This window comes from Streptomyces sp. NPDC052114 (assembly GCF_040680155.1).
Taxonomy (GTDB): domain Bacteria; phylum Actinomycetota; class Actinomycetes; order Streptomycetales; family Streptomycetaceae; genus Streptomyces.
Genome location: NZ_JBFAWC010000020.1, coordinates 128,185 through 144,086, shown reverse-complemented (window position 1 = coordinate 144,086; position 15,902 = coordinate 128,185). Strand labels below are relative to the sequence as shown.

General features: G+C 71.2%; 18 protein-coding genes and 1 tRNA gene. 3 read left to right on the top strand and 16 right to left on the bottom strand.

Annotation, left to right across the window (positions count from 1 at the left end; all coding sequences use genetic code 11):
- The first annotated feature begins 102 nt into the window (after positions 1-102).
- Together rlmB and AB0L89_RS34205 are read left to right on the top strand one after the other, a co-directional pair.
- On the top strand, positions 103-1,053 hold the full coding sequence (gene rlmB, locus AB0L89_RS34210; RefSeq protein ID WP_365150001.1) for a 23S rRNA (guanosine(2251)-2'-O)-methyltransferase RlmB: 951 nt from the start codon (positions 103-105) through the stop codon (positions 1,051-1,053).
- Positions 1,054-1,149: 96 nt separating this feature from the next.
- Entirely contained in the window at positions 1,150-2,787 is a 1,638-nt protein-coding gene (locus tag AB0L89_RS34205; protein ID WP_365149995.1) for a DoxX family membrane protein, read from the top strand.
- A gap of 94 nt (positions 2,788-2,881) precedes the next feature.
- Here the strand turns inward: AB0L89_RS34205 and AB0L89_RS34200 are convergent, their stop codons facing one another.
- The 3 genes from AB0L89_RS34200 to ugpC all read right to left on the bottom strand — a co-directional run bounded on the left by AB0L89_RS34200 (position 2,882) and on the right by ugpC (position 5,468).
- Positions 2,882-3,601 carry a nucleotidyltransferase family protein gene (locus tag AB0L89_RS34200; protein WP_365149993.1) on the bottom strand — a complete coding sequence of 240 codons (720 nt, stop codon included), beginning with the start codon at positions 3,599-3,601 and terminating at the stop codon, positions 2,882-2,884.
- Between the two features lie 36 nt (positions 3,602-3,637).
- Positions 3,638-4,096: a hypothetical protein gene (locus AB0L89_RS34195; protein ID WP_365149990.1), complete on the bottom strand. Its 459-nt coding sequence runs from the start codon at positions 4,094-4,096 to the stop codon at positions 3,638-3,640.
- A 235-nt stretch (positions 4,097-4,331) separates the two neighbouring features.
- The gene (gene ugpC, locus AB0L89_RS34190; RefSeq protein WP_365149987.1) at positions 4,332-5,468 is read right to left on the bottom strand and encodes a sn-glycerol-3-phosphate ABC transporter ATP-binding protein UgpC; all 1,137 of its coding nucleotides are present in this window, start codon (positions 5,466-5,468) and stop codon (positions 4,332-4,334) included.
- A 200-nt stretch (positions 5,469-5,668) separates the two neighbouring features.
- Between ugpC and AB0L89_RS34185 the strand changes: the two genes are divergently transcribed.
- A tRNA-Thr gene (locus tag AB0L89_RS34185) sits at positions 5,669-5,742 on the top strand.
- Between the two features lie 78 nt (positions 5,743-5,820).
- Here the strand turns inward: AB0L89_RS34185 and AB0L89_RS34180 are convergent.
- The 13 genes from AB0L89_RS34180 to AB0L89_RS34120 form a co-directional block, all read right to left on the bottom strand.
- Complete coding sequence (locus tag AB0L89_RS34180; RefSeq protein ID WP_365149984.1) at positions 5,821-6,960, bottom strand: tyrosine-type recombinase/integrase; 1,140 nt, start codon at positions 6,958-6,960, stop codon at positions 5,821-5,823.
- The gene (locus AB0L89_RS34175) at positions 6,960-7,157 is read right to left on the bottom strand and encodes a helix-turn-helix domain-containing protein (RefSeq protein ID WP_365149981.1); all 198 of its coding nucleotides are present in this window, start codon (positions 7,155-7,157) and stop codon (positions 6,960-6,962) included. Before AB0L89_RS34175 ends, AB0L89_RS34180 begins: the two co-directional genes overlap by 1 nt.
- A 173-nt stretch (positions 7,158-7,330) precedes the next feature.
- The gene (locus AB0L89_RS34170; RefSeq protein WP_365149977.1) at positions 7,331-8,497 is read right to left on the bottom strand and encodes a DUF3631 domain-containing protein; all 1,167 of its coding nucleotides are present in this window, start codon (positions 8,495-8,497) and stop codon (positions 7,331-7,333) included.
- A complete protein-coding gene (locus tag AB0L89_RS34165; protein WP_365149974.1) occupies positions 8,494-8,847 on the bottom strand; it encodes a hypothetical protein in 354 nt (117 codons plus the stop codon). The genes AB0L89_RS34170 and AB0L89_RS34165 overlap by 4 nt, the downstream gene beginning before the upstream one ends.
- Complete coding sequence (locus tag AB0L89_RS34160) at positions 8,844-9,755, bottom strand: bifunctional DNA primase/polymerase (protein ID WP_365149971.1); 912 nt, start codon at positions 9,753-9,755, stop codon at positions 8,844-8,846. Before AB0L89_RS34160 ends, AB0L89_RS34165 begins: the two co-directional genes overlap by 4 nt.
- Before the next feature lie 88 nt (positions 9,756-9,843).
- Positions 9,844-10,290 carry a hypothetical protein gene (locus tag AB0L89_RS34155; RefSeq protein ID WP_365149968.1) on the bottom strand — a complete coding sequence of 149 codons (447 nt, stop codon included), beginning with the start codon at positions 10,288-10,290 and terminating at the stop codon, positions 9,844-9,846.
- 179 nt (positions 10,291-10,469) lie between these two features.
- Positions 10,470-12,479, bottom strand: coding sequence for a plasmid transfer protein TraB (gene traB / locus AB0L89_RS34150; protein ID WP_365150065.1), 2,010 nt, complete (start codon positions 12,477-12,479; stop codon positions 10,470-10,472).
- Positions 12,480-12,543: 64 nt separating this feature from the next.
- On the bottom strand, positions 12,544-13,089 hold the full coding sequence (traA, locus tag AB0L89_RS34145) for a plasmid transfer protein TraA (RefSeq protein ID WP_365149965.1): 546 nt from the start codon (positions 13,087-13,089) through the stop codon (positions 12,544-12,546).
- A gap of 14 nt (positions 13,090-13,103) precedes the next feature.
- A complete protein-coding gene (locus AB0L89_RS34140) occupies positions 13,104-13,613 on the bottom strand; it encodes a hypothetical protein (RefSeq protein ID WP_365149962.1) in 510 nt (169 codons plus the stop codon).
- A 43-nt stretch (positions 13,614-13,656) separates the two neighbouring features.
- Complete coding sequence (locus AB0L89_RS34135) at positions 13,657-13,887, bottom strand: hypothetical protein (RefSeq protein ID WP_365149959.1); 231 nt, start codon at positions 13,885-13,887, stop codon at positions 13,657-13,659.
- 27 nt (positions 13,888-13,914) lie between these two features.
- Positions 13,915-14,301 (bottom strand): RRQRL motif-containing zinc-binding protein, encoded by a 387-nt coding sequence (locus AB0L89_RS34130; protein ID WP_365149956.1) that lies wholly within the window; start codon positions 14,299-14,301, stop codon positions 13,915-13,917.
- Positions 14,301-15,188, bottom strand: coding sequence for a DUF2637 domain-containing protein (locus AB0L89_RS34125; protein ID WP_365149952.1), 888 nt, complete (start codon positions 15,186-15,188; stop codon positions 14,301-14,303). The genes AB0L89_RS34130 and AB0L89_RS34125 overlap by 1 nt, the downstream gene beginning before the upstream one ends.
- A complete protein-coding gene (locus AB0L89_RS34120; RefSeq protein ID WP_365149949.1) occupies positions 15,185-15,451 on the bottom strand; it encodes a DUF6284 family protein in 267 nt (88 codons plus the stop codon). The genes AB0L89_RS34125 and AB0L89_RS34120 overlap by 4 nt, the downstream gene beginning before the upstream one ends.
- Positions 15,452-15,902 lie beyond the last annotated feature (451 nt).

Below are 15,902 nucleotides of genomic sequence, written 5' to 3'. Positions count from 1 at the left end.
CGCTGATGTGCCGCCCGGCCGTCCGGGCGGCACACTTCATAGACGTACACCTCGTGCGCGTACGCAGGTACGCGCCCACGCATCACGACAGACAGGTAGGTCATGGCCGCTAACAACCGCCGCATGTCCGGCAAGAAGGGCGCGCAGGTCGGCAGCGGCGGCAATCGGCGCCGCGGCCTGGAGGGCAAGGGCCCGACGCCGCCCGCCGAGGCGCGCAAGGGGCATGTGAAGAACCGCATCGCCAACGCCAAGGCCAAGAAGGCGGCGGGCGCGCCCCGCCGTCCCGCGCCGAAGGGGCGCGGCGGCAAGGCGTCGTCCGAGATGGTCGTCGGCCGCAACCCGGTCTTCGAGGCGCTGCGCGACGGCGTGCCCGCCTCCACGCTCTACGTCCAGCAGTTCATCGACAACGACGAGCGGGTGCGCGAGGCGCTCCAGCTCGCGGCCGAGCGCGGCGGCATCCACCTCATGGAGGCGCCGCGGCCCGAGCTGGACCGCATGACGAACGGCCTCAACCACCAGGGGCTCGTCCTCCAGGTCCCGCCGTACGAGTACGCGCACCCCGAGGACCTCGTCGCCGCCGCGTTCGACGAGGGCCAGGACCCGCTGATCGTCGCGCTCGACGGCGTGACGGACCCGCGCAACCTCGGCGCGGTCGTGCGGTCCGTGTCCGCGTTCGGCGGCCACGGCGTCGTCGTGCCCGAGCGGCGTGCCGCCGGGATGACGGCCGGCGCGTGGAAGACGTCCGCCGGTACGGCGGCGCGCACGCCGGTCGCCCGCGCCACGAACCTGACGCGCGCCCTGGAGCAGTACAAGAAGGCGGGCGTCGCCGTCGTCGGCCTCGCCGCGGACGGCGAGCACGAGGTCGGTGACCTGGAGGCCCTCAGCGGTCCCGTCGTCATCGTCGTCGGCAGCGAGGGCAAGGGCCTCTCCCGGCTCGTCGGCGAGACGTGCGACTTCCGGGTGCGGATCCCCATGCCGGGCGGCGCGGAGTCCCTGAACGCCGGTGTGGCGGCGGGCGTCGTCCTCTACGAGGCGTCCCGGCGCCGCGCCTGACACGTCCGGGTGTCCGGGCCGTCGTTGATCTCTTGACGCGGCCCGGACATTTCCGCGTGGTCAAGGCAGTGTCCTAAACACACATCACTCGGTTAGATGAGTGTGGACACCAGAACATCCCGCACACCCACGGGGGGAAGCTCGTCGGGGTTCGACGACACTCCCGCGCTGAGCATGGTGAAGGTGCCGAGCGACCCGGCGCAGGTCATCGTCAATCACGCGAGCTTCCGCGTGCAGCTTCCCGCCGCTGGGCGCACTCAATCCCCGCGAATCTCACAGCACTTGGGCCGTACCGACGCGACGGTGCGCATCCCCGTCGTCGGCACGACGGCCAAGCGCCGCGCGCCCGTCGTCTGGAGCGGGAAGTCCGAGCCGGGCGACCCCGGCGCGACCGGTCTGCTCCAGGCCGTCCGTGGCACCGGCGTACGCCGAACGGCCGAGGGCCCCTTCGACGACGGCGGCGCCACGCAGGTCATCCCGCGCGTCGAACTCGACGAGGGACCCGAGACCGCGCAGACGCCCGGCGTCGGCGGCCCCGGCGAACCCGAGACCCGCCTGCTGCCGCAGATGCGGCTCCCCAGCAGCGACTACGACGAGAGACTCGCCGAGCAGGGCGAGGACCACGACGCGTACGAGGACGACGAGGACGAGGGCACGGGCGCCGAGCGGGCCCGGCGGCACGGGGCCGACCCCGTCCGGCACGCCTACTACCCCGGGCGCCGGATGAACCTCGGCGTCGTCCTGCTCCCGCTGCGCGTCTTCCTCGGCTTCATCTCCATCTACGCCGGCATGGGCAAGCTCTGCGACCCCGTCTACTTCGACGGCGGCGAGCGCGGCTCCATGGTCAAGTGGCTGAACTCGCTGCACCCCTGGGCGCTCGCGGAGCCGCTGCGCGACTTCGCGCTCCAGCACCCGGTGGGCGCCGGGCTCAGCATCGCCTTCCTCCAGGTCATCGTCGGCGTGCTGACGGTGCTCGGGCTCTGGCAGCGGGTCGCCGCCTCGATCGGCGTGCTGCTCTCGGCGGCGCTCATCGTCACGGTCAGCTGGAAGACGGTCCCCGCCTACGACGCGCCGGACATCATCTACCTCGCCGCCTGGTCGCCGCTGATCATCGCGGGCGCCCCCGTCTACTCCGTCGACGGCCGTCTCGCCGGTGAGGCCTGGCGCACGCTCGGGCCGCGCGCCGACATCTGGGAGCTGCGCCGGCGCGTGCTGCGCAGGGGCGGGCTCGTCGGCGCGGTCGCCGTCGGCGTCACGCTGCTGGTCGGGTCGCTGCTCGGCGGCGCGGTGCGCGACGCGGACCGGGTCACCGTGCCCGGCCCCGGCGAGGCCCCGCGCAACGAACTGCCGGGCTCCCCGCTCCCGCAGGACCCCGCGAAGCGCAAGCAGAGCCGCCAGTCGCAGTCGCCGTCCGCCTCGGCCGGGACCTCCCCGACGCAGGGCAGCTCGGCGAGCCCGACGCAGGGCGCGACGGCGCCGGGCACGGCCCGCGAGACCGGCACGGCCGGCTCCACGCAGCCCAGCCAGACGCAGGGCAGCTCGACGGCCGGGCAGGCCCCGCCGCAGCAGTCGGCGCAGCAGCAGCCGCAGCAGCAACAGCAGCCCGCCACGAGCACGGGTCCCGCCTCCGGCGGAGGCACCGGCACGGGCGGCGGCACCGGCGGCCCGAGCGGTTCGGGCGGCGGCACGGGCGGCGAGAAGCCCGGCCTGCTGGGCGGTGTGTTCGGCCGCTGATCCGCCGGGAGTACGAGGACGGGCCCCGCACCGGGAAGGTGCGGGGCCCGTCGACGTATGCGGGCAGGTCGTGCACACGGCGGGGAAAGCCGTCTCAACGGCTCTGCGCGGCAAGCTCCTTGGCGGCCTCGGTGAGGTCCTTCGCCGTGTCGATGGCGCGCCAGTAGGCGCCCTGCGGCAGCGGGAAGCCCGCCAGGCGCTTCTCGCGGGCCAGGCGCGGGAACGTGGTGCGCTCGTGGTCGCCGAGGTCCGGCAGGAGTTCGGTGAAGGAGGCCGAGAAGACGTACACGCCCGCGTTGATGAGGTACGGGGACGGCGGGGCCTCGATGAAGTCCGTGATGTGGCCGAACGCGTCCGTCTCGACGGCGCCCCAGGGGATGCGGGGGCGGGCCAGGGCGAGGGTCGCGGTGGCGTCGCGCTCGGCGTGGAAGGCCGCCATGTCGCGCAGGGAGAAGCGGGTCCAGATGTCGCCGTTCGTCGCGTACCAGGGCTGGTCCGCGTGCGGCAGGTGCCGGGCGGCGTACTTGAGACCGCCGCCGCGGCCCAGGGGCTCCTTCTCGACGACCGTGCTGACGTTCAGCGGCAGGTCGGCGGAGTCGAGCCACTCCTGGAGGACCTCGGCGAGGTGGCCGCAGGAGACGACGGCGTCGGTCACGCCCTCGGCGGCCAGCCAGGCAAGCTGATGGCCGATGATCGGGGTCCCCGTGCCGGGGATCTCGACCATCGGCTTGGGCCGGTCGTCGGTGTACGGGCGGAGGCGGGAACCCTGGCCTCCGGCCAGGACGACAGCCTGCGTGGGCTTGAGCGTGGTCATGCCGGAAACCCTACGCGGCGGTACGGGCAGGGCCGCTCAGCCGTTCTGGAAGGCGGCCACGCCCGACGCGAAGGACGTGTCGCAGACGGGCCTGGCGTAGGACTGGGCGCGGCTCGGGCCGTAGGCCTGCACGGCGGCGCGGCCGAGTGCGCGGGCGATGGCGACACAGTGCCGGGCGAGCGACGGGTGGCGGTTCACCTCCTGCTGGAGGTGCGTCAGCGCGATGCCCGGGTTCTTGTCCTGGAGCTCCATGAGCAGCCGGTCGCGCAGGACGTCCTGCGGGGCGCGGGACTTGGCGGGCTTGGAAAGGTCGTCGGCCGACGCGGTGAGCATCGATTCCGAGGAGTTCCCCGACCAGTTGACGCTGGTGACCGCTAGGGTCCCGGAAAGCACCAGCATCACGGGCAGTACGAGGGCGAGGGTGCGGCCGATGCGGCGGGCGGGGCCCCGGTGCGCTCGGCGCGGCTTCTGGGTGTAGTTGGCGGAGTGCGTCACGCGTGTGAGCGTAGCGCTAGGTGATGATTTGGCGACATTTAGTCACTCGGTCGAGCGACGGAGGAGAAGGTTTCTCCAGAGTGATGTTGACGCGGGATGGTCGAAATGACCCGGTCTGCCGGGGTATTTGTCGACAACCCGCCGGTGCCCGCGAATGCACGCACGGAGGCCCGTGCGTCCACGCGGAAGGGCCCCGCACCGGAGTGCGGGGCCCTTCCGAAGATATGACGGGGCGTCAGTCGCTGAGGCGCTCGCCCGTCGACGTGGAGAACACGTGGGTCTCGCCCGGACGCGGCACGACGTGCAGCTGGGCGCCCTTCTCCGGGACCTGGCGGCCGTTGACGCGGACGACGAGGTCCTTCTGCTCGCCGCTGACCTCGGCGGTGCCGTAGACGTAGCCGTCGGCGCCGAGCTCCTCGACGACGTTGACGGAGACGGCGAGGCCGGCCGGGGCGTCCTCGGTCTCCTTGGTGAGGGCCTTGGCGGCGGCGCCGTTCTGCTCGACGACGTCGAAGTGCTCCGGGCGGACGCCGACGGTGACCGTGCGGTCGCCGCGGTCCGCGGCGGCGGCGAGCGCCTCGCGGTTGACCGGGACCACGGAGTTGCCGAACTTCACGCCGCCGTCGGTGATCGGGACCTCGACGAGGTTCATCGCCGGGGAGCCGATGAAGCCGGCGACGAAGAGGTTCGCCGGGCGGTCGTACATGTTGCGCGGCGAGTCGACCTGCTGGAGCAGACCGTCCTTGAGGACCGCCACGCGGTCGCCCATGGTCATGGCCTCGACCTGGTCGTGGGTGACGTACACCGTGGTGATGCCGAGACGGCGCTGGAGCGAGGCGATCTGCGTACGCGTGGAGACGCGGAGCTTGGCGTCGAGGTTGGAGAGCGGCTCGTCCATGAGGAAGACCTGCGGCTCACGGACGATCGCGCGGCCCATCGCCACACGCTGGCGCTGACCGCCGGAGAGGGCCTTGGGCTTGCGGCCCAGGTACTCGGTGAGGTCGAGGATCTTCGCCGCGTCCTCGACCTTCTGGCGGATCTCGGCCTTGTTGACGCCGGCGATCTTGAGCGCGAAGCCCATGTTGTCGGCGACGGTCATGTGCGGGTAGAGCGCGTAGTTCTGGAACACCATGGCGATGTCCCGGTCCTTCGGCGGCAGGTGCGTGACGTCGCGGTCACCGATGCGGATGGCGCCGGCGTTCACGTCCTCGAGCCCCGCGAGCATGCGGAGCGAGGTGGACTTGCCGCAGCCGGACGGGCCGACGAGGACGAGGAATTCGCCGTCCTCGATCTCGATGTCGAGACCGTCGACGGCGGGCTTGTCGCCACCCGGGTAGATGCGGGTCGCCTTGTCGAACGTAACAGTGGCCATGGTGAGGGCCCCCTTCACCGGCAGGAACGTGCCGGACGATCCGAGTAGAGGGAGTGGTGTAGTCCACCTGGGTGAACTGCTCGTGACCGTACCCCGGAGCCCCGCGGTCTGTCAGTAGTCGGCGGGCGGTGAGCTTCGAGGAAATTTTCGACGGGCGCGCGGACGGTGTTGGTTACACTGCTCGGGCACGCCCGGTGCGCGCCTCCTTAGCTCAGCTGGTCAGAGCGCCGCTCTTGTAAAGCGAAGGTCGTCGGTTCGAATCCGACAGGGGGCTCTTCCCACTACCTGGGACAACGGCCCCGCGATCACTGATCGCGGGGCCGTTGACGGTAGAAGCTGACGGCAGTCGCCCTCAGCGACGCCGTTTGAGCAGGCGGTCCATGTGCCCCATGGCCTCACGGCGGTCGCCATCGCTCACGTGCGTGTAGACGTTCATCGTCACTGCGATCTGAGAGTGCCCCAGGATCTCCATGACGGTGCGGGGCGCGACCCCGGCCGCGAAGAGCAGCGACGCACAGCCGTGCCGAGTGTCGTGGAGGCGAACCTTCGGCAGCCCTGCGGACTCTGCAATCCGCAGGAACGAGCGGTACAGGTTCCGGGGCTCGATGGGGCGACCACTCCGCGTGGTGAACACGTGATCGCTGTCGTGCCACTCGGCGCCGGCCGCTGCTCGCTGCTGGGCCTGCCGTAGTCGCTGCCATCGGAGCGGCGCGACGCACATCAGCGGAATCGGAACCATGCGTGCGCGGCGGTTCTTCGTGGTGTCGAGGTACAGGGCTTTTCCGCCCCGATTCAGCGTCGTGCGCACCGTGAGGGTGCGGCGTTCAAGGTCTACGTCCGTCCATTGCAGCCCGAGGATTTCCCCCCGGCGCAGGCCGAGGGCAACAGCCAGGACGAACGCAGTGTGGAGCGGGTCGGAGCGCGAGGCTTCGAGGAACGTCAGAGTCTGATCCAGGGACCAGGGGTTGAGCGCGCGCGGTTCGACGCGGGGCGCCGGAACCAACTGCACCACGTTGCGACTGATCAACTCCTCACGGCAAGCGGCCGTTAGAGCTGTGCGAAGCACGCGGTGCGCTTCCTTGGCGGTGGCCGCCGATGCCTGCGTGGTCACCTTCGCGACCATCTGCCGAACGTTGGCTGTCGTCAGCGATTCCAGGCGCCGACTGCCGAGAAGAGGTACGAGGTAGAGGCGCACGTGCATCTCGTACTTCACATACGTGGTGCGCTTGCGGTGGGGCTCGATGTACTCCGCGAGCCAGTACGGCAGCCACTCGGAGAGCTTGGCGGAGCGGGAGGGCGTAGGAATGCCTTGGCGGTCCCGCCTGACAAGCTCCTGACGCTTCTCGTCGCACTCCTCCCACGTGGCGCCGTAGACCGTCTTGCGCTTGCGAGTGCCGTCCGGTTGGGGCACGTAGACGCGTGCCTCATAGCGTCCGTCCTTGCGCTGCCAGATGCTGCCAGCGCCATTGGGGTTCCTCTTACGGGGGGACATCAGGCGGCTTCCTCCAAGCGGTCGTGCATGTATTGACGGACGGCGTCGACGGGAATCCGGCGGCAACGGCCGGACTGGAAACTGCGGAGTTCCTTCGAGCGGATGAGGTCGTAGACCTTGCTGCGACTGAGACGCAGAGCCCTCATGACCTCCGGGACCGTGAAGGCTTCGGGGTCGTTCGGCACAGCGACGAGCACGGGCAACCTCCATGAGAGGGCGGGGCCACTTGGCCCCCTTCTGGGAAGTCCGCTACTTCCGCTACCTCCGCTACCTCGCAGGTCAGAAGGCCTGTCAGAGGTAGCGGACGCGGTAGCGGTAGCGGATAGGTAGCGGCTAGCGCGACGGCTTGCCGCTACCTCATCGCTGCTGCTCAGGCCAGGTTTTCGGTGCCGGGTAGCGGAGGTAGCGGACTTTCGGGGGGTGGGGGGCAGTAGCGCTGCCAGGCGTCGTGGAGATCGGCGGCGTAGTAGCCCTTGAGGACGCCTCCGCCGGTCTTGATGTTGCGGGAGGCGATGGGATCTCCGTCGGCGGTGACGTACTCGCCGAGCATGCGGGACAGGCGTCGGTTGTCGAGGGGCTTGCCGTTGAGGTCGGCCCATGGGGCGTCGTCGAGGGCGTTGAGCCGGTCGAGGATGGCGACGGTGGGCAGTCGGTCGATGCCGGTCAGGACGTGGTCGCGTAGGTCGGTGAGGAGGCGGATGCCGATGCTGCCTTTGTCGTTGGCGCGGGAGGCTTTGACCAGGGCGAGGCAGGCTTCGCGGGCGCGCTCGGGCCAGTCGCCGCCGGCCGCGTCTGCGATGGCGAGCAGCGGTTCCCAGACGTCGGCGGGCCGGTCGGCCACTCCTTCGGGCATTTTGGGGAAGACGTCGGTGACTTGCTCGCGGATGGCTTCGGCCCAGGTGGCGAGGCGGTCGCGGAGCTTGTTGCCCTCGCTCACGTGGATGCGGGTGCGGAAGGATTCGATCTTCTCGTTCCGTGCCCGGCGGCGCATGCGGATGATGACGGCGCGGGTCGTGATCGTGTCCGGGAGCTTGCCGAGTCCCGCGACCGCCACCGCGCAGAACGAGGGGAAGCCCTGTACTTGCTGGTTGGCGCCGTCTCCGACGCAGCGGTACATCTCACGGCCGCGTGTGTGTCCGGCATTGAGGAACCCTCGGAGCTGTTCGTTCTCTCCAGCCTTGGGGCCGAAGACAGTGTCGATCTCGTCGAACAGGATCGTGGGACGCCCGCCGTCGAGCCCGGAGACGGACCGGAACAGGGCGGAGGCGGATGCGTCCACGGCGGCCAGCGAGCGCGGCACGAGCGTCTCGACCACCTCCAGGGCCCGCGACTTCCCCGACGCCGGTTCGGGGGAGAGGAATGCCAGTCGGGGGGTGGAGTCGAAGGCGTCGAGGAGGTGGGCGTGGGCGTCCCAGAGGGTGACGGCGACGTATCCGGCTTCGGTGGGGAAGACGTTGAAGCGGCGGTGGAAGGCTTCCACCTCGTTGAGGAGTGCGGCGCCGTCGATGGTGGGCGGGGCGGCGGGTTGGTCGGTCATGCGGCGGCCCGTCCTTCCTGGGGGTTGCGGAGGAGGCAGGTGTCGCGGTGGGCGGTGTGGTCGTCGATGAGGGCGAGCACCTTGCCGTGTCCCACGGCGCTGCGGTCACGGCCGCACGCGCACGTTGAGGTGGCGGTGGGGACCGCGCCGCGCGGGGCGCAGATGTGCAGCCACGCGATGGGGTAGCGGCCGTCTCCGGTGTGCGGGTCAGGGCGAAGAGCAGTGCGGACGCCTTCGGCGACGCCCTTCGGGGCGCCCACGGCCCGTTGCGGTGCGGCCGGTGCGGCGGCATGCAGCCCCGTCGTGGCGACAGGCTGGCCTTCCAAGGGGGAGCGGGGTGGGGTACTCATGCCGCGTCCCGGGGGCGGGCTTTGCGGAGGGAGCCGTCCAGGGCGCTGCGGATGGTGGCGCGGCACTCGGCAGCGGTGAGTCCGAGGGCCTCTCCTGCCCCTTGGAAGGCCTGCTCCACCACGTGCCGGGGGAGGTCGCCCCACGCGACGAAGCGCCCCACCTTGAAGGCGCACCGGTTGAGGACGATGTTGCGGGTCGATTCCGGCGCGGCCGAGACCACCGCGCATTCGGCTTCCAGCGCGGCCAGCGCGGCACGCGTGCCACTGACCGCGGGCAGGCGAAGTGGCCCGGCAGGGCGAACCGGGGCCGGTTGCAGCAGTCGCAGCAGCCAGGCGGGCAACGGGGCCACCTCGCGGGTGCCCAGGGCCTCGTATGGTCCGGTGGGGGTGGTGCTGCCCGCGGCGACGACGTAGCCGCCCCACGCCCGGGTGTCGACCAACGGGGCCAGGCTGCCCGCGGTGTTGGCCAGCCGGATGCCGGTGGGGGCGGTGAAGTACAGATGCGCCCCACCGCTCGCAGTCCGCGCCCGGTAGGTGGCGGGGATGAGCTGTCCGGCGCGCTCGCAGAGCGCCTCAAAGGTCGTTGCGCCGCACGGCGCATCCGAACTGCCCTTGTCCTTGGGCATGTCGAGATCGACGACCAGCAACCCGGAAGGGCCCGTGGCGATACCGACGTTGAACGGGCTGCGCGACCAGGCGGCGCGGATGCGCTCGGGGTCGACGGTGGCGCGCTGCTCCCACTTTACGTGGCCATCGGCGCACGAGCCGGTACGCGGGCAGGCCGCTTCGCCGTGCAGGGCGGGCCGCTTTGTGCCGGGGCGGAGGGGAAAGATGTGCCAGCCGCGCGCGGCAGCGCTGAGAGCTGCGCCTAACGGGGCCTCTCGCCTGTTGGTAGCGGGTTGGGTCATGCTGGAGACCTCCACTGGTCTGTTGTGGGCAGGTGGACAAGGGCGGCCCCGGTTCTTTGGCGAGATGCGGGGGCCGCCCTTGGCGTAGCTAGCCGTAGAACCGGCTGCGCTTGATCACGGCCTTGCGGATGTTGACCGTGGTCCCGCCGCGGCCACCGGTGCGGAAGATCTGTGCCGCGATGACGCCGCCGAAGATGACCGCGGCCAGGACGATGAGCTGGGTCACGAGGGCCGTGAGCGCGGTGATGAACGCGGCGGCCAGCGCCAGGCCGCCGCAGACGCCGGCGAACCCGACGCCCCCAAGCGCGATGTTCACCGCGGTCCGGCTCACCGCGGGCGCCGTGGCGGGCGTGGGCGGCGCGGTGGGGGTGAGGGTATAGCCGGTGGCGACCTGTCCGTTGGGCAGGACAACGCTCGCCACCGCGGGCACCTGGCCCGGCTGTACCGGGACGAGCGGCCCAGTGTGCGGGGCGGTGGGCGTGATGGGTATGGGCTGGTGGACTTCGACGGTCGTGGGCCGCTCGTGGTGGTCCATGAGGTCTCCCTCGGATGGCCCGTGGGCCCGCACCGGGTGTGGTGCGGGCCCACGGGGGCTTGGGTGTCAGGGACAGGTGTCAGGGGGTGTCAGGTGGGGCGTCACGCGTTTCTGACACCGGGTTTGCCTAGGGGTTTGGGTGTCAGGGCCGCGTGACGGTGTCAGGCGTCAGGCAGGTGTCAGGCGGCGGCCAGGGTGGGGACGATGCGCCACCGGCCGGTCTTGCTGGTCTCCTGCAACCGGCCCTCCCGGTACGCCTCTGCCAGACGTTCGGACACCCACGGGCGGGAGAGGTCGTTGCGGTCGCACCAGTCCTTGAAGTCGACCGGGCCCACGACCATCTGCCCCGCGCGCTCGAACTCCTCCAGCGCCTGAGCGAACAGCCGCCGTGCCTCCTCCGGGCCCGGCTTGCGGCCGGTGCCCTGCCCGAAGATCGGGCTCTCGTCGCCCGGCTCGGGCTCGGGGAGCTCTTCCTCCGGGTCGATGTCCGCGTCCTCGGGGTCGACGTTCAGGCCGGCGGGGGCGTCGTCCGTGTCCATGTCGTCGTCCTCCACGGCGGCCATGGTGGGCCGCTGTCCGGTGTCGGGGGTGCGGCCGGTGTAGGCGGTCCCGGCGACGTTGCGGGCGGCGCCGGTGGTGATGGGGTCGGCACTGGCGCCGTTGCGCTGGGCCCACTGCGCGAGCATCTCCATCACCGGCACCGCGCGGACGGTGAACTGGGAGGTGCGGCCCGGGGTGGCGTACTTGGTCTCGTCGATGCCGGGCGAGACCACGTAGCAGTAGCCCGGGCGGCGGTTGCCCCACGCGCCCGGATGCGCCCCCGCGTCGAGCACCTTGTCCGGCAGGGAGAACCCCTCATCGCGCGGGTCGCAGCCGAGCGCAACCACGGAGGGGATGGAGGCGCGGGTGCTGGTGGACATCTGATCGTAAGAGGGCCGCTGCAAGGAGACCACCAGGGACACCCCGGCGGAGCGGGCTTCCTGAGCGATGCCGGTGAACGCGTCATCGCCCAGGTTCCGCAGCGTGTTGGCGGCTTCCTCGAACCAGGTGACCAGGAACGGCATGCCGGGGCAGCCGCAGGCCTGCCCGTCGTCGCGGCAGGTGTGCTTGGTGCTGGTCTGGGGCTGGGCGGCCTCGGGGAGCCACTGGCGGTAGCCGTGCGCGCCCAGCCAGCGAGTGCGGGCGGGGATGGCGGCCTTGACGCCCTCCACCAGGACCTCGGTGTCGATGCCGCCCCCGGCCGCCCAGTCCATGCCCGGCCGCAGCGGGGCGAAGTCCTGGAACTCCTTGGGGTCGGAGAACCAGACGACGACGTCGGTGCGGGAGAGGATCTCGGTGAGCACGTTGAGGGCGGCGTCGCCCTTGCCGGAGCCGGTGCCGCCCGCGATGAGCACGTGCGTGCTGTTGCGGCCCTCCGCCGGGTTGCCGGGCAGCCACAGCAGCAGCGGGGAGCCGTCGTCGTAGCGGCCGATGACCAGCGGATCGGCGATCGAGCCGCCCACGTTCGAGGGGCCCTCCCACTGCACGGTCTGGGCGAGCATGTCCTCGGGCACGATGACCAGGTCGCCGCGGCGCTCCGAGCCCGGATCGGCCTGGTAGCGCACCGCGGACTTGGGCAGGTCCAGCGCGGAGGCGAGCCGGGCCAGCGACTTGGACACGTCGTCGTTGGTCTGCTCGCCCGGCTCCAGCGCCAGCGACGCGGTGACCTTGTTCGGCTCCACCTTCGTCGCCGCGAACTTCGCCCCGGCCAGCCCGACCTTCTCCAGCAGACCACCGTCCGAACTGCCCGCACCAGCCTCGGGGTTGTGCCGCATGAGCATGCGCAGGTTCCACGACAGCGCGAGTGCGGGGCCGCCCATGAGGTAGAGGTCATCGAGCGGCCCCGCGGCCGGTCCGGCCAGGCACGCGGCGGTCAGCCACGCCGACGCCAGCCCCGTGGTGGCAGCCGAGTGCAAGCGCCGCTGCCTGCTGGTCGTCTTGCCGATCAGATAGGCGCCACCGGACAGCGCCACCGACGAGAGGGTCAGGCCGACCCCGGCCGCGGTGCTGTCAGCCCACCGCCAGTGCCCCAGGACACCGGCGAGGCCGACGCCGCCCATGCCCAGCCACGGCGGAACGTGCGGCTTGGCCCGGTGCAGGAGGTAGGCGAGCACGCCGCCCCCGTCCGCGCTGCCGCGCTGGGCCTCCATCAGCTGCAGGAGCTGCTGCTGGTCGTCGACGTCACTGCGTCGCATCATGACGGTGCCTCCCTTCCTACTGCTGGGCCCAGTTCATGACGGGCTGTGCGGGGCGGCGGGCGCGGTGGCGGACCCGGTTGATCTCTTCTTCGTACTGCTGCTGGAAGGTGGAGTAGGCCGCCGCGGCGTTCTTGGCCGCGGACTTCAGGTCGTCGGCGGCCTTGTTGAGCTTGCGGGCGACCTTGGCGGCCCGGATCTTGGAGCCGAACGCGCGGCCCTCGGGGTCGGGCACCGCGGCCAGCACGCCCTTGAGGATTTCCGCGCCCATGGCCACCTCAATGGCCAGCGTCACGCCGGCCGCGCGCAGGGTGTTGCAGTAGTTGCGGACCTGCGCGGGCGAGGTGAACTCCGGCGACGGCAAGAGCGAGTTGGACTGCGGGCGGCCCCCGTTGGCGTGGGCGGCGTTCTTGGCGTTGTTCACGGTGACGTTGATCGGCGGGACGAAGGAGCCACCCATCGCGCCGACGAACCCGCCCGCGGCGGCACCCGCGTTGGCGAACTTGTTGGCCTTGTCCGAGTTGGGGAAGCAGTTCGACCGCGGGAAGAAGCTGTTGCGAGCCATCAGGACTCCTCAGATCAGTGCGAGCGGCGGATGACGAGCCAGACGGCCTGCGCGGCGATCAGCGTGAGCAGCCAGGCCAGATCCAGCGGTCCGGCCAGCGGGCCGAAGGCGGCGGCGAGCGCGATCCAGGCCGCGGCGGCGGTGCCCAACGCGGTCAGCCCGGCCCGCCAGGCCCACACCGCGCGGTCGGCGGCCGGACGGCGGCGCTGGGTGATCAGCAGCCAGAGCAGTGGGCCCGCCGTCAGCGGGGCCAGCACCAGGCCCGACCACCACGCCAGCACATGCAGCAGCGCGGTGACGGGGAACGCGGCCAGGGCGATGGCGGTGGGGGCGAGCGGGCCGCGGTGCGTCCACAGGGCCCCGGCCAGCAGGCCGAGGAACTCGCGGGTCAGGGAGCGGTGTTCGGGGACGACGATGATGAACGGCTGAGCGGCGCGCCGTCGGCCGCGCTGACGCGGGAGGCGGATCGTGGTGCCGGTGGGCGCCTTCGCGGCACGCGCCCGAGTACGGGTACGGCTGGACACAGCAGTCTCCTCAAACGGAGGGGTGGGTGGGGTGCCGTGCGGGTCAGAGCGCTTCGCGGTCCAGCGCGAAGAACAGCGTGATGAAGCCGCCGTAACCGATTTGCTGGGCGGCGACGGCTTGGATCTCCCGGTAGACCTGGGAGCGGGTGACGCGGGCGGGGTTGACCTGGATGACGTCGGTGAACGTGGCCAGCGACTCATCGCGCAACCGGACCGTCAGCACGTAGTGGAAGCCGACCCGCACCGCGGTATCGGCCGTGTTCGGGGTGCTCACAGAGAAACTCCTCACGGGCACACGCGCTCAGGCGGCGTGCTGCCGGTCGGCGTCGGCACACAGGACGCACATGCCGAGCGAGGTGGGCAGGCAGTAGCTGTAGACCACCCGGCAGACGGGGCAGGTGCGGCGGGCGAGCATCGCCAGCGCGAGCGCGCCCCACTTGCGCGAGGTCATCGGCCGGACCCTGGCGGCGCGGTCGACGCGGTAGAGGTAGGCCACCTTCGCGCCGCCCTTGCGGCCGCGGTGACGCAGCATCACCTGCGCGGCTATCGGCTGACCGCCCGGCCGCAACCCGCGCTCGCGCAGCTGACGGCGGGTGGCCAGCCCGGTGGGGGCGTAGCGCCACGGGTAGGTGGGGATGCCGTAGCGGACGCCGGAGGGGTCGAAGCACGTGCTGTAGGCGGTGCCCATCAGCCCGCCGCTCCGTCGAGAACCGGCTGTGCGCTGGATTCAGCGGCGGGCGTGGCGCGTTCGGCGCGCAGCGCCTCCCGCAGGCCGCGGGCCTTCTCCGGTGACGTGTGCACAGCCTTGCGGATGCCTTCGCCGGTCAGCCGCTCGTCCGGCCAGTCGGCCGTCACCGTGCGGGCTTCAGCAAGCAGCTCCTCCGGGGTACGCCGCGGTCGGGTCGACCGGGCAATCTCCGGCACACGACCGGTCGCCCGGTGCGGTCGACTCGACTCCGCCGCCACCGCCCGCACCGTGTCCCGATCGGTCGACTCCTCCTCAACCGGCGCGGTCGACTGAGCGAGCGCGAGCGGCACGGAATCGGTGGCCGCGGTGACGCCCGGATCGATCGACTCGACAACGTCAGGGGTAGACCGATTTGAATCGATCTGTGCGGTTTTCTGCACGTTCGTGGATTCGGTCGGGTGGTGGTGCAGCACCTTGGCCACCAGGTCCGAGCCGAAGTAGATCGACCCGACCGGCAGCGACGTGGCCAGCAGCACCAACGCCCAGTTGGCAGGGTCCCAGTCGGCCAGTCGAGTCCAGTCGACCGATCGACCGTGCAGCTCCGGCACGAGTCCGTGCACGTAGTTGAGGACCAGCGAGGCGGCGGTGTAGGCGCCCAGCACACGCAGGGCGAAGGCCCGGTCCCGCCCGGCCAGCACGAGCGTGGCGACCAGGGCGAGGGCCATCAGGCCATCGACCACGAACGGGTACAGCGTCGCCGCGGTGGCATCCGCGCCGACCGCGTTCGCGATGTCGCGCAGCGCGTTCCACGAGACCCGAAACGCCATGCCGACCACGCCCACGAGGGCCAGCACGAGGGCGGCCCGCCCCTTGCGGTGCAGGCTCATGCCGCGCCGCCCGCGTCCGCGGCGGCCGCGAGGTTGGTCAGCTCGCAGCGCGCGGCCAGCACCTTGTTCGCGGCCCGGCGCAGTCGGCGCGCGTCCAGCTCCGAGACCGGACGGTCAAGCAAGGTGATCTGCACATCGAGCAGCTCGACCTCCGCGTCGATGAGCGGCGTCTCGCGCTCGATGGCCTCCAGCTCCGCGTCCGTGGGCTCCACGAACGCAGCGAACGCCGTAACAGCGTCCTGAACAGTGACGATGTGCTCCATGGGTCGTCTCTCCCTAGCAGTAGGTACGGCCCGAACAGCGCCTCCCGGAGCTGCAACTCCGGGAGGCGCGCGCCGTTGAAGTCGGTAATCCGGCTCCCCTCAGCGCTGCTCGTACGAGACGAGCAGCGGAGGCAACCGGCCGCAGCAGATGAGCTGCGAAGAGGGTTGAAGTGCGCTGTACCGCGTACGGGACAGGCCCGTACGCGCCCGCCCTCTTGCTGCGAGGTGGGGCGGGACTCCCTCAGCACTCTGTTCAGTTCTCAAGCCGCAATCGCATGCGATGAGTGCGGTAACCCCGAGTCGGGGCTCCCGTCTCCACGGGACTCACCGGGCGCTTTCAGTGCAGGCGAGAGCAGCTCAAAGGAATTGCCCCGCTTGCTCAACTTGTTGGAACAAGTTGATGCAGTGATGCTGCACCCACGCACGGTGAGTCGTCAAGGGATTGGGGCCC

What these genes read in the sequence shown, in the direction of transcription:
- AB0L89_RS34200 (WP_365149993.1), bottom strand. Translation starts at nt 3,601, where the DNA reads ATGACCACGCTCAAGCCCACGCAGGCTGTCGTCCTGGCCGGAGGCCAG.
- AB0L89_RS34125 (WP_365149952.1), bottom strand. Translation starts at nt 15,188, where the DNA reads ATGAGCCTGCACCGCAAGGGGCGGGCCGCCCTCGTGCTGGCCCTCGTG.
- AB0L89_RS34160 (WP_365149971.1), bottom strand. Translation starts at nt 9,755, where the DNA reads ATGACCCAACCCGCTACCAACAGGCGAGAGGCCCCGTTAGGCGCAGCT.
- rlmB (WP_365150001.1), top strand. Translation starts at nt 103, where the DNA reads ATGGCCGCTAACAACCGCCGCATGTCCGGCAAGAAGGGCGCGCAGGTC.
- AB0L89_RS34180 (WP_365149984.1), bottom strand. Translation starts at nt 6,960, where the DNA reads ATGTCCCCCCGTAAGAGGAACCCCAATGGCGCTGGCAGCATCTGGCAG.
- ugpC (WP_365149987.1), bottom strand. Translation starts at nt 5,468, where the DNA reads ATGGCCACTGTTACGTTCGACAAGGCGACCCGCATCTACCCGGGTGGC.
- AB0L89_RS34170 (WP_365149977.1), bottom strand. Translation starts at nt 8,497, where the DNA reads ATGACCGACCAACCCGCCGCCCCGCCCACCATCGACGGCGCCGCACTC.
- traA (WP_365149965.1), bottom strand. Translation starts at nt 13,089, where the DNA reads ATGGCTCGCAACAGCTTCTTCCCGCGGTCGAACTGCTTCCCCAACTCG.
- AB0L89_RS34130 (WP_365149956.1), bottom strand. Translation starts at nt 14,301, where the DNA reads ATGGGCACCGCCTACAGCACGTGCTTCGACCCCTCCGGCGTCCGCTAC.
- AB0L89_RS34205 (WP_365149995.1), top strand. Translation starts at nt 1,150, where the DNA reads ATGAGTGTGGACACCAGAACATCCCGCACACCCACGGGGGGAAGCTCG.
- AB0L89_RS34120 (WP_365149949.1), bottom strand. Translation starts at nt 15,451, where the DNA reads ATGGAGCACATCGTCACTGTTCAGGACGCTGTTACGGCGTTCGCTGCG.
- AB0L89_RS34155 (WP_365149968.1), bottom strand. Translation starts at nt 10,290, where the DNA reads ATGGACCACCACGAGCGGCCCACGACCGTCGAAGTCCACCAGCCCATA.
- AB0L89_RS34165 (WP_365149974.1), bottom strand. Translation starts at nt 8,847, where the DNA reads ATGAGTACCCCACCCCGCTCCCCCTTGGAAGGCCAGCCTGTCGCCACG.
- traB (WP_365150065.1), bottom strand. Translation starts at nt 12,479, where the DNA reads ATGGAGGCCCAGCGCGGCAGCGCGGACGGGGGCGGCGTGCTCGCCTAC.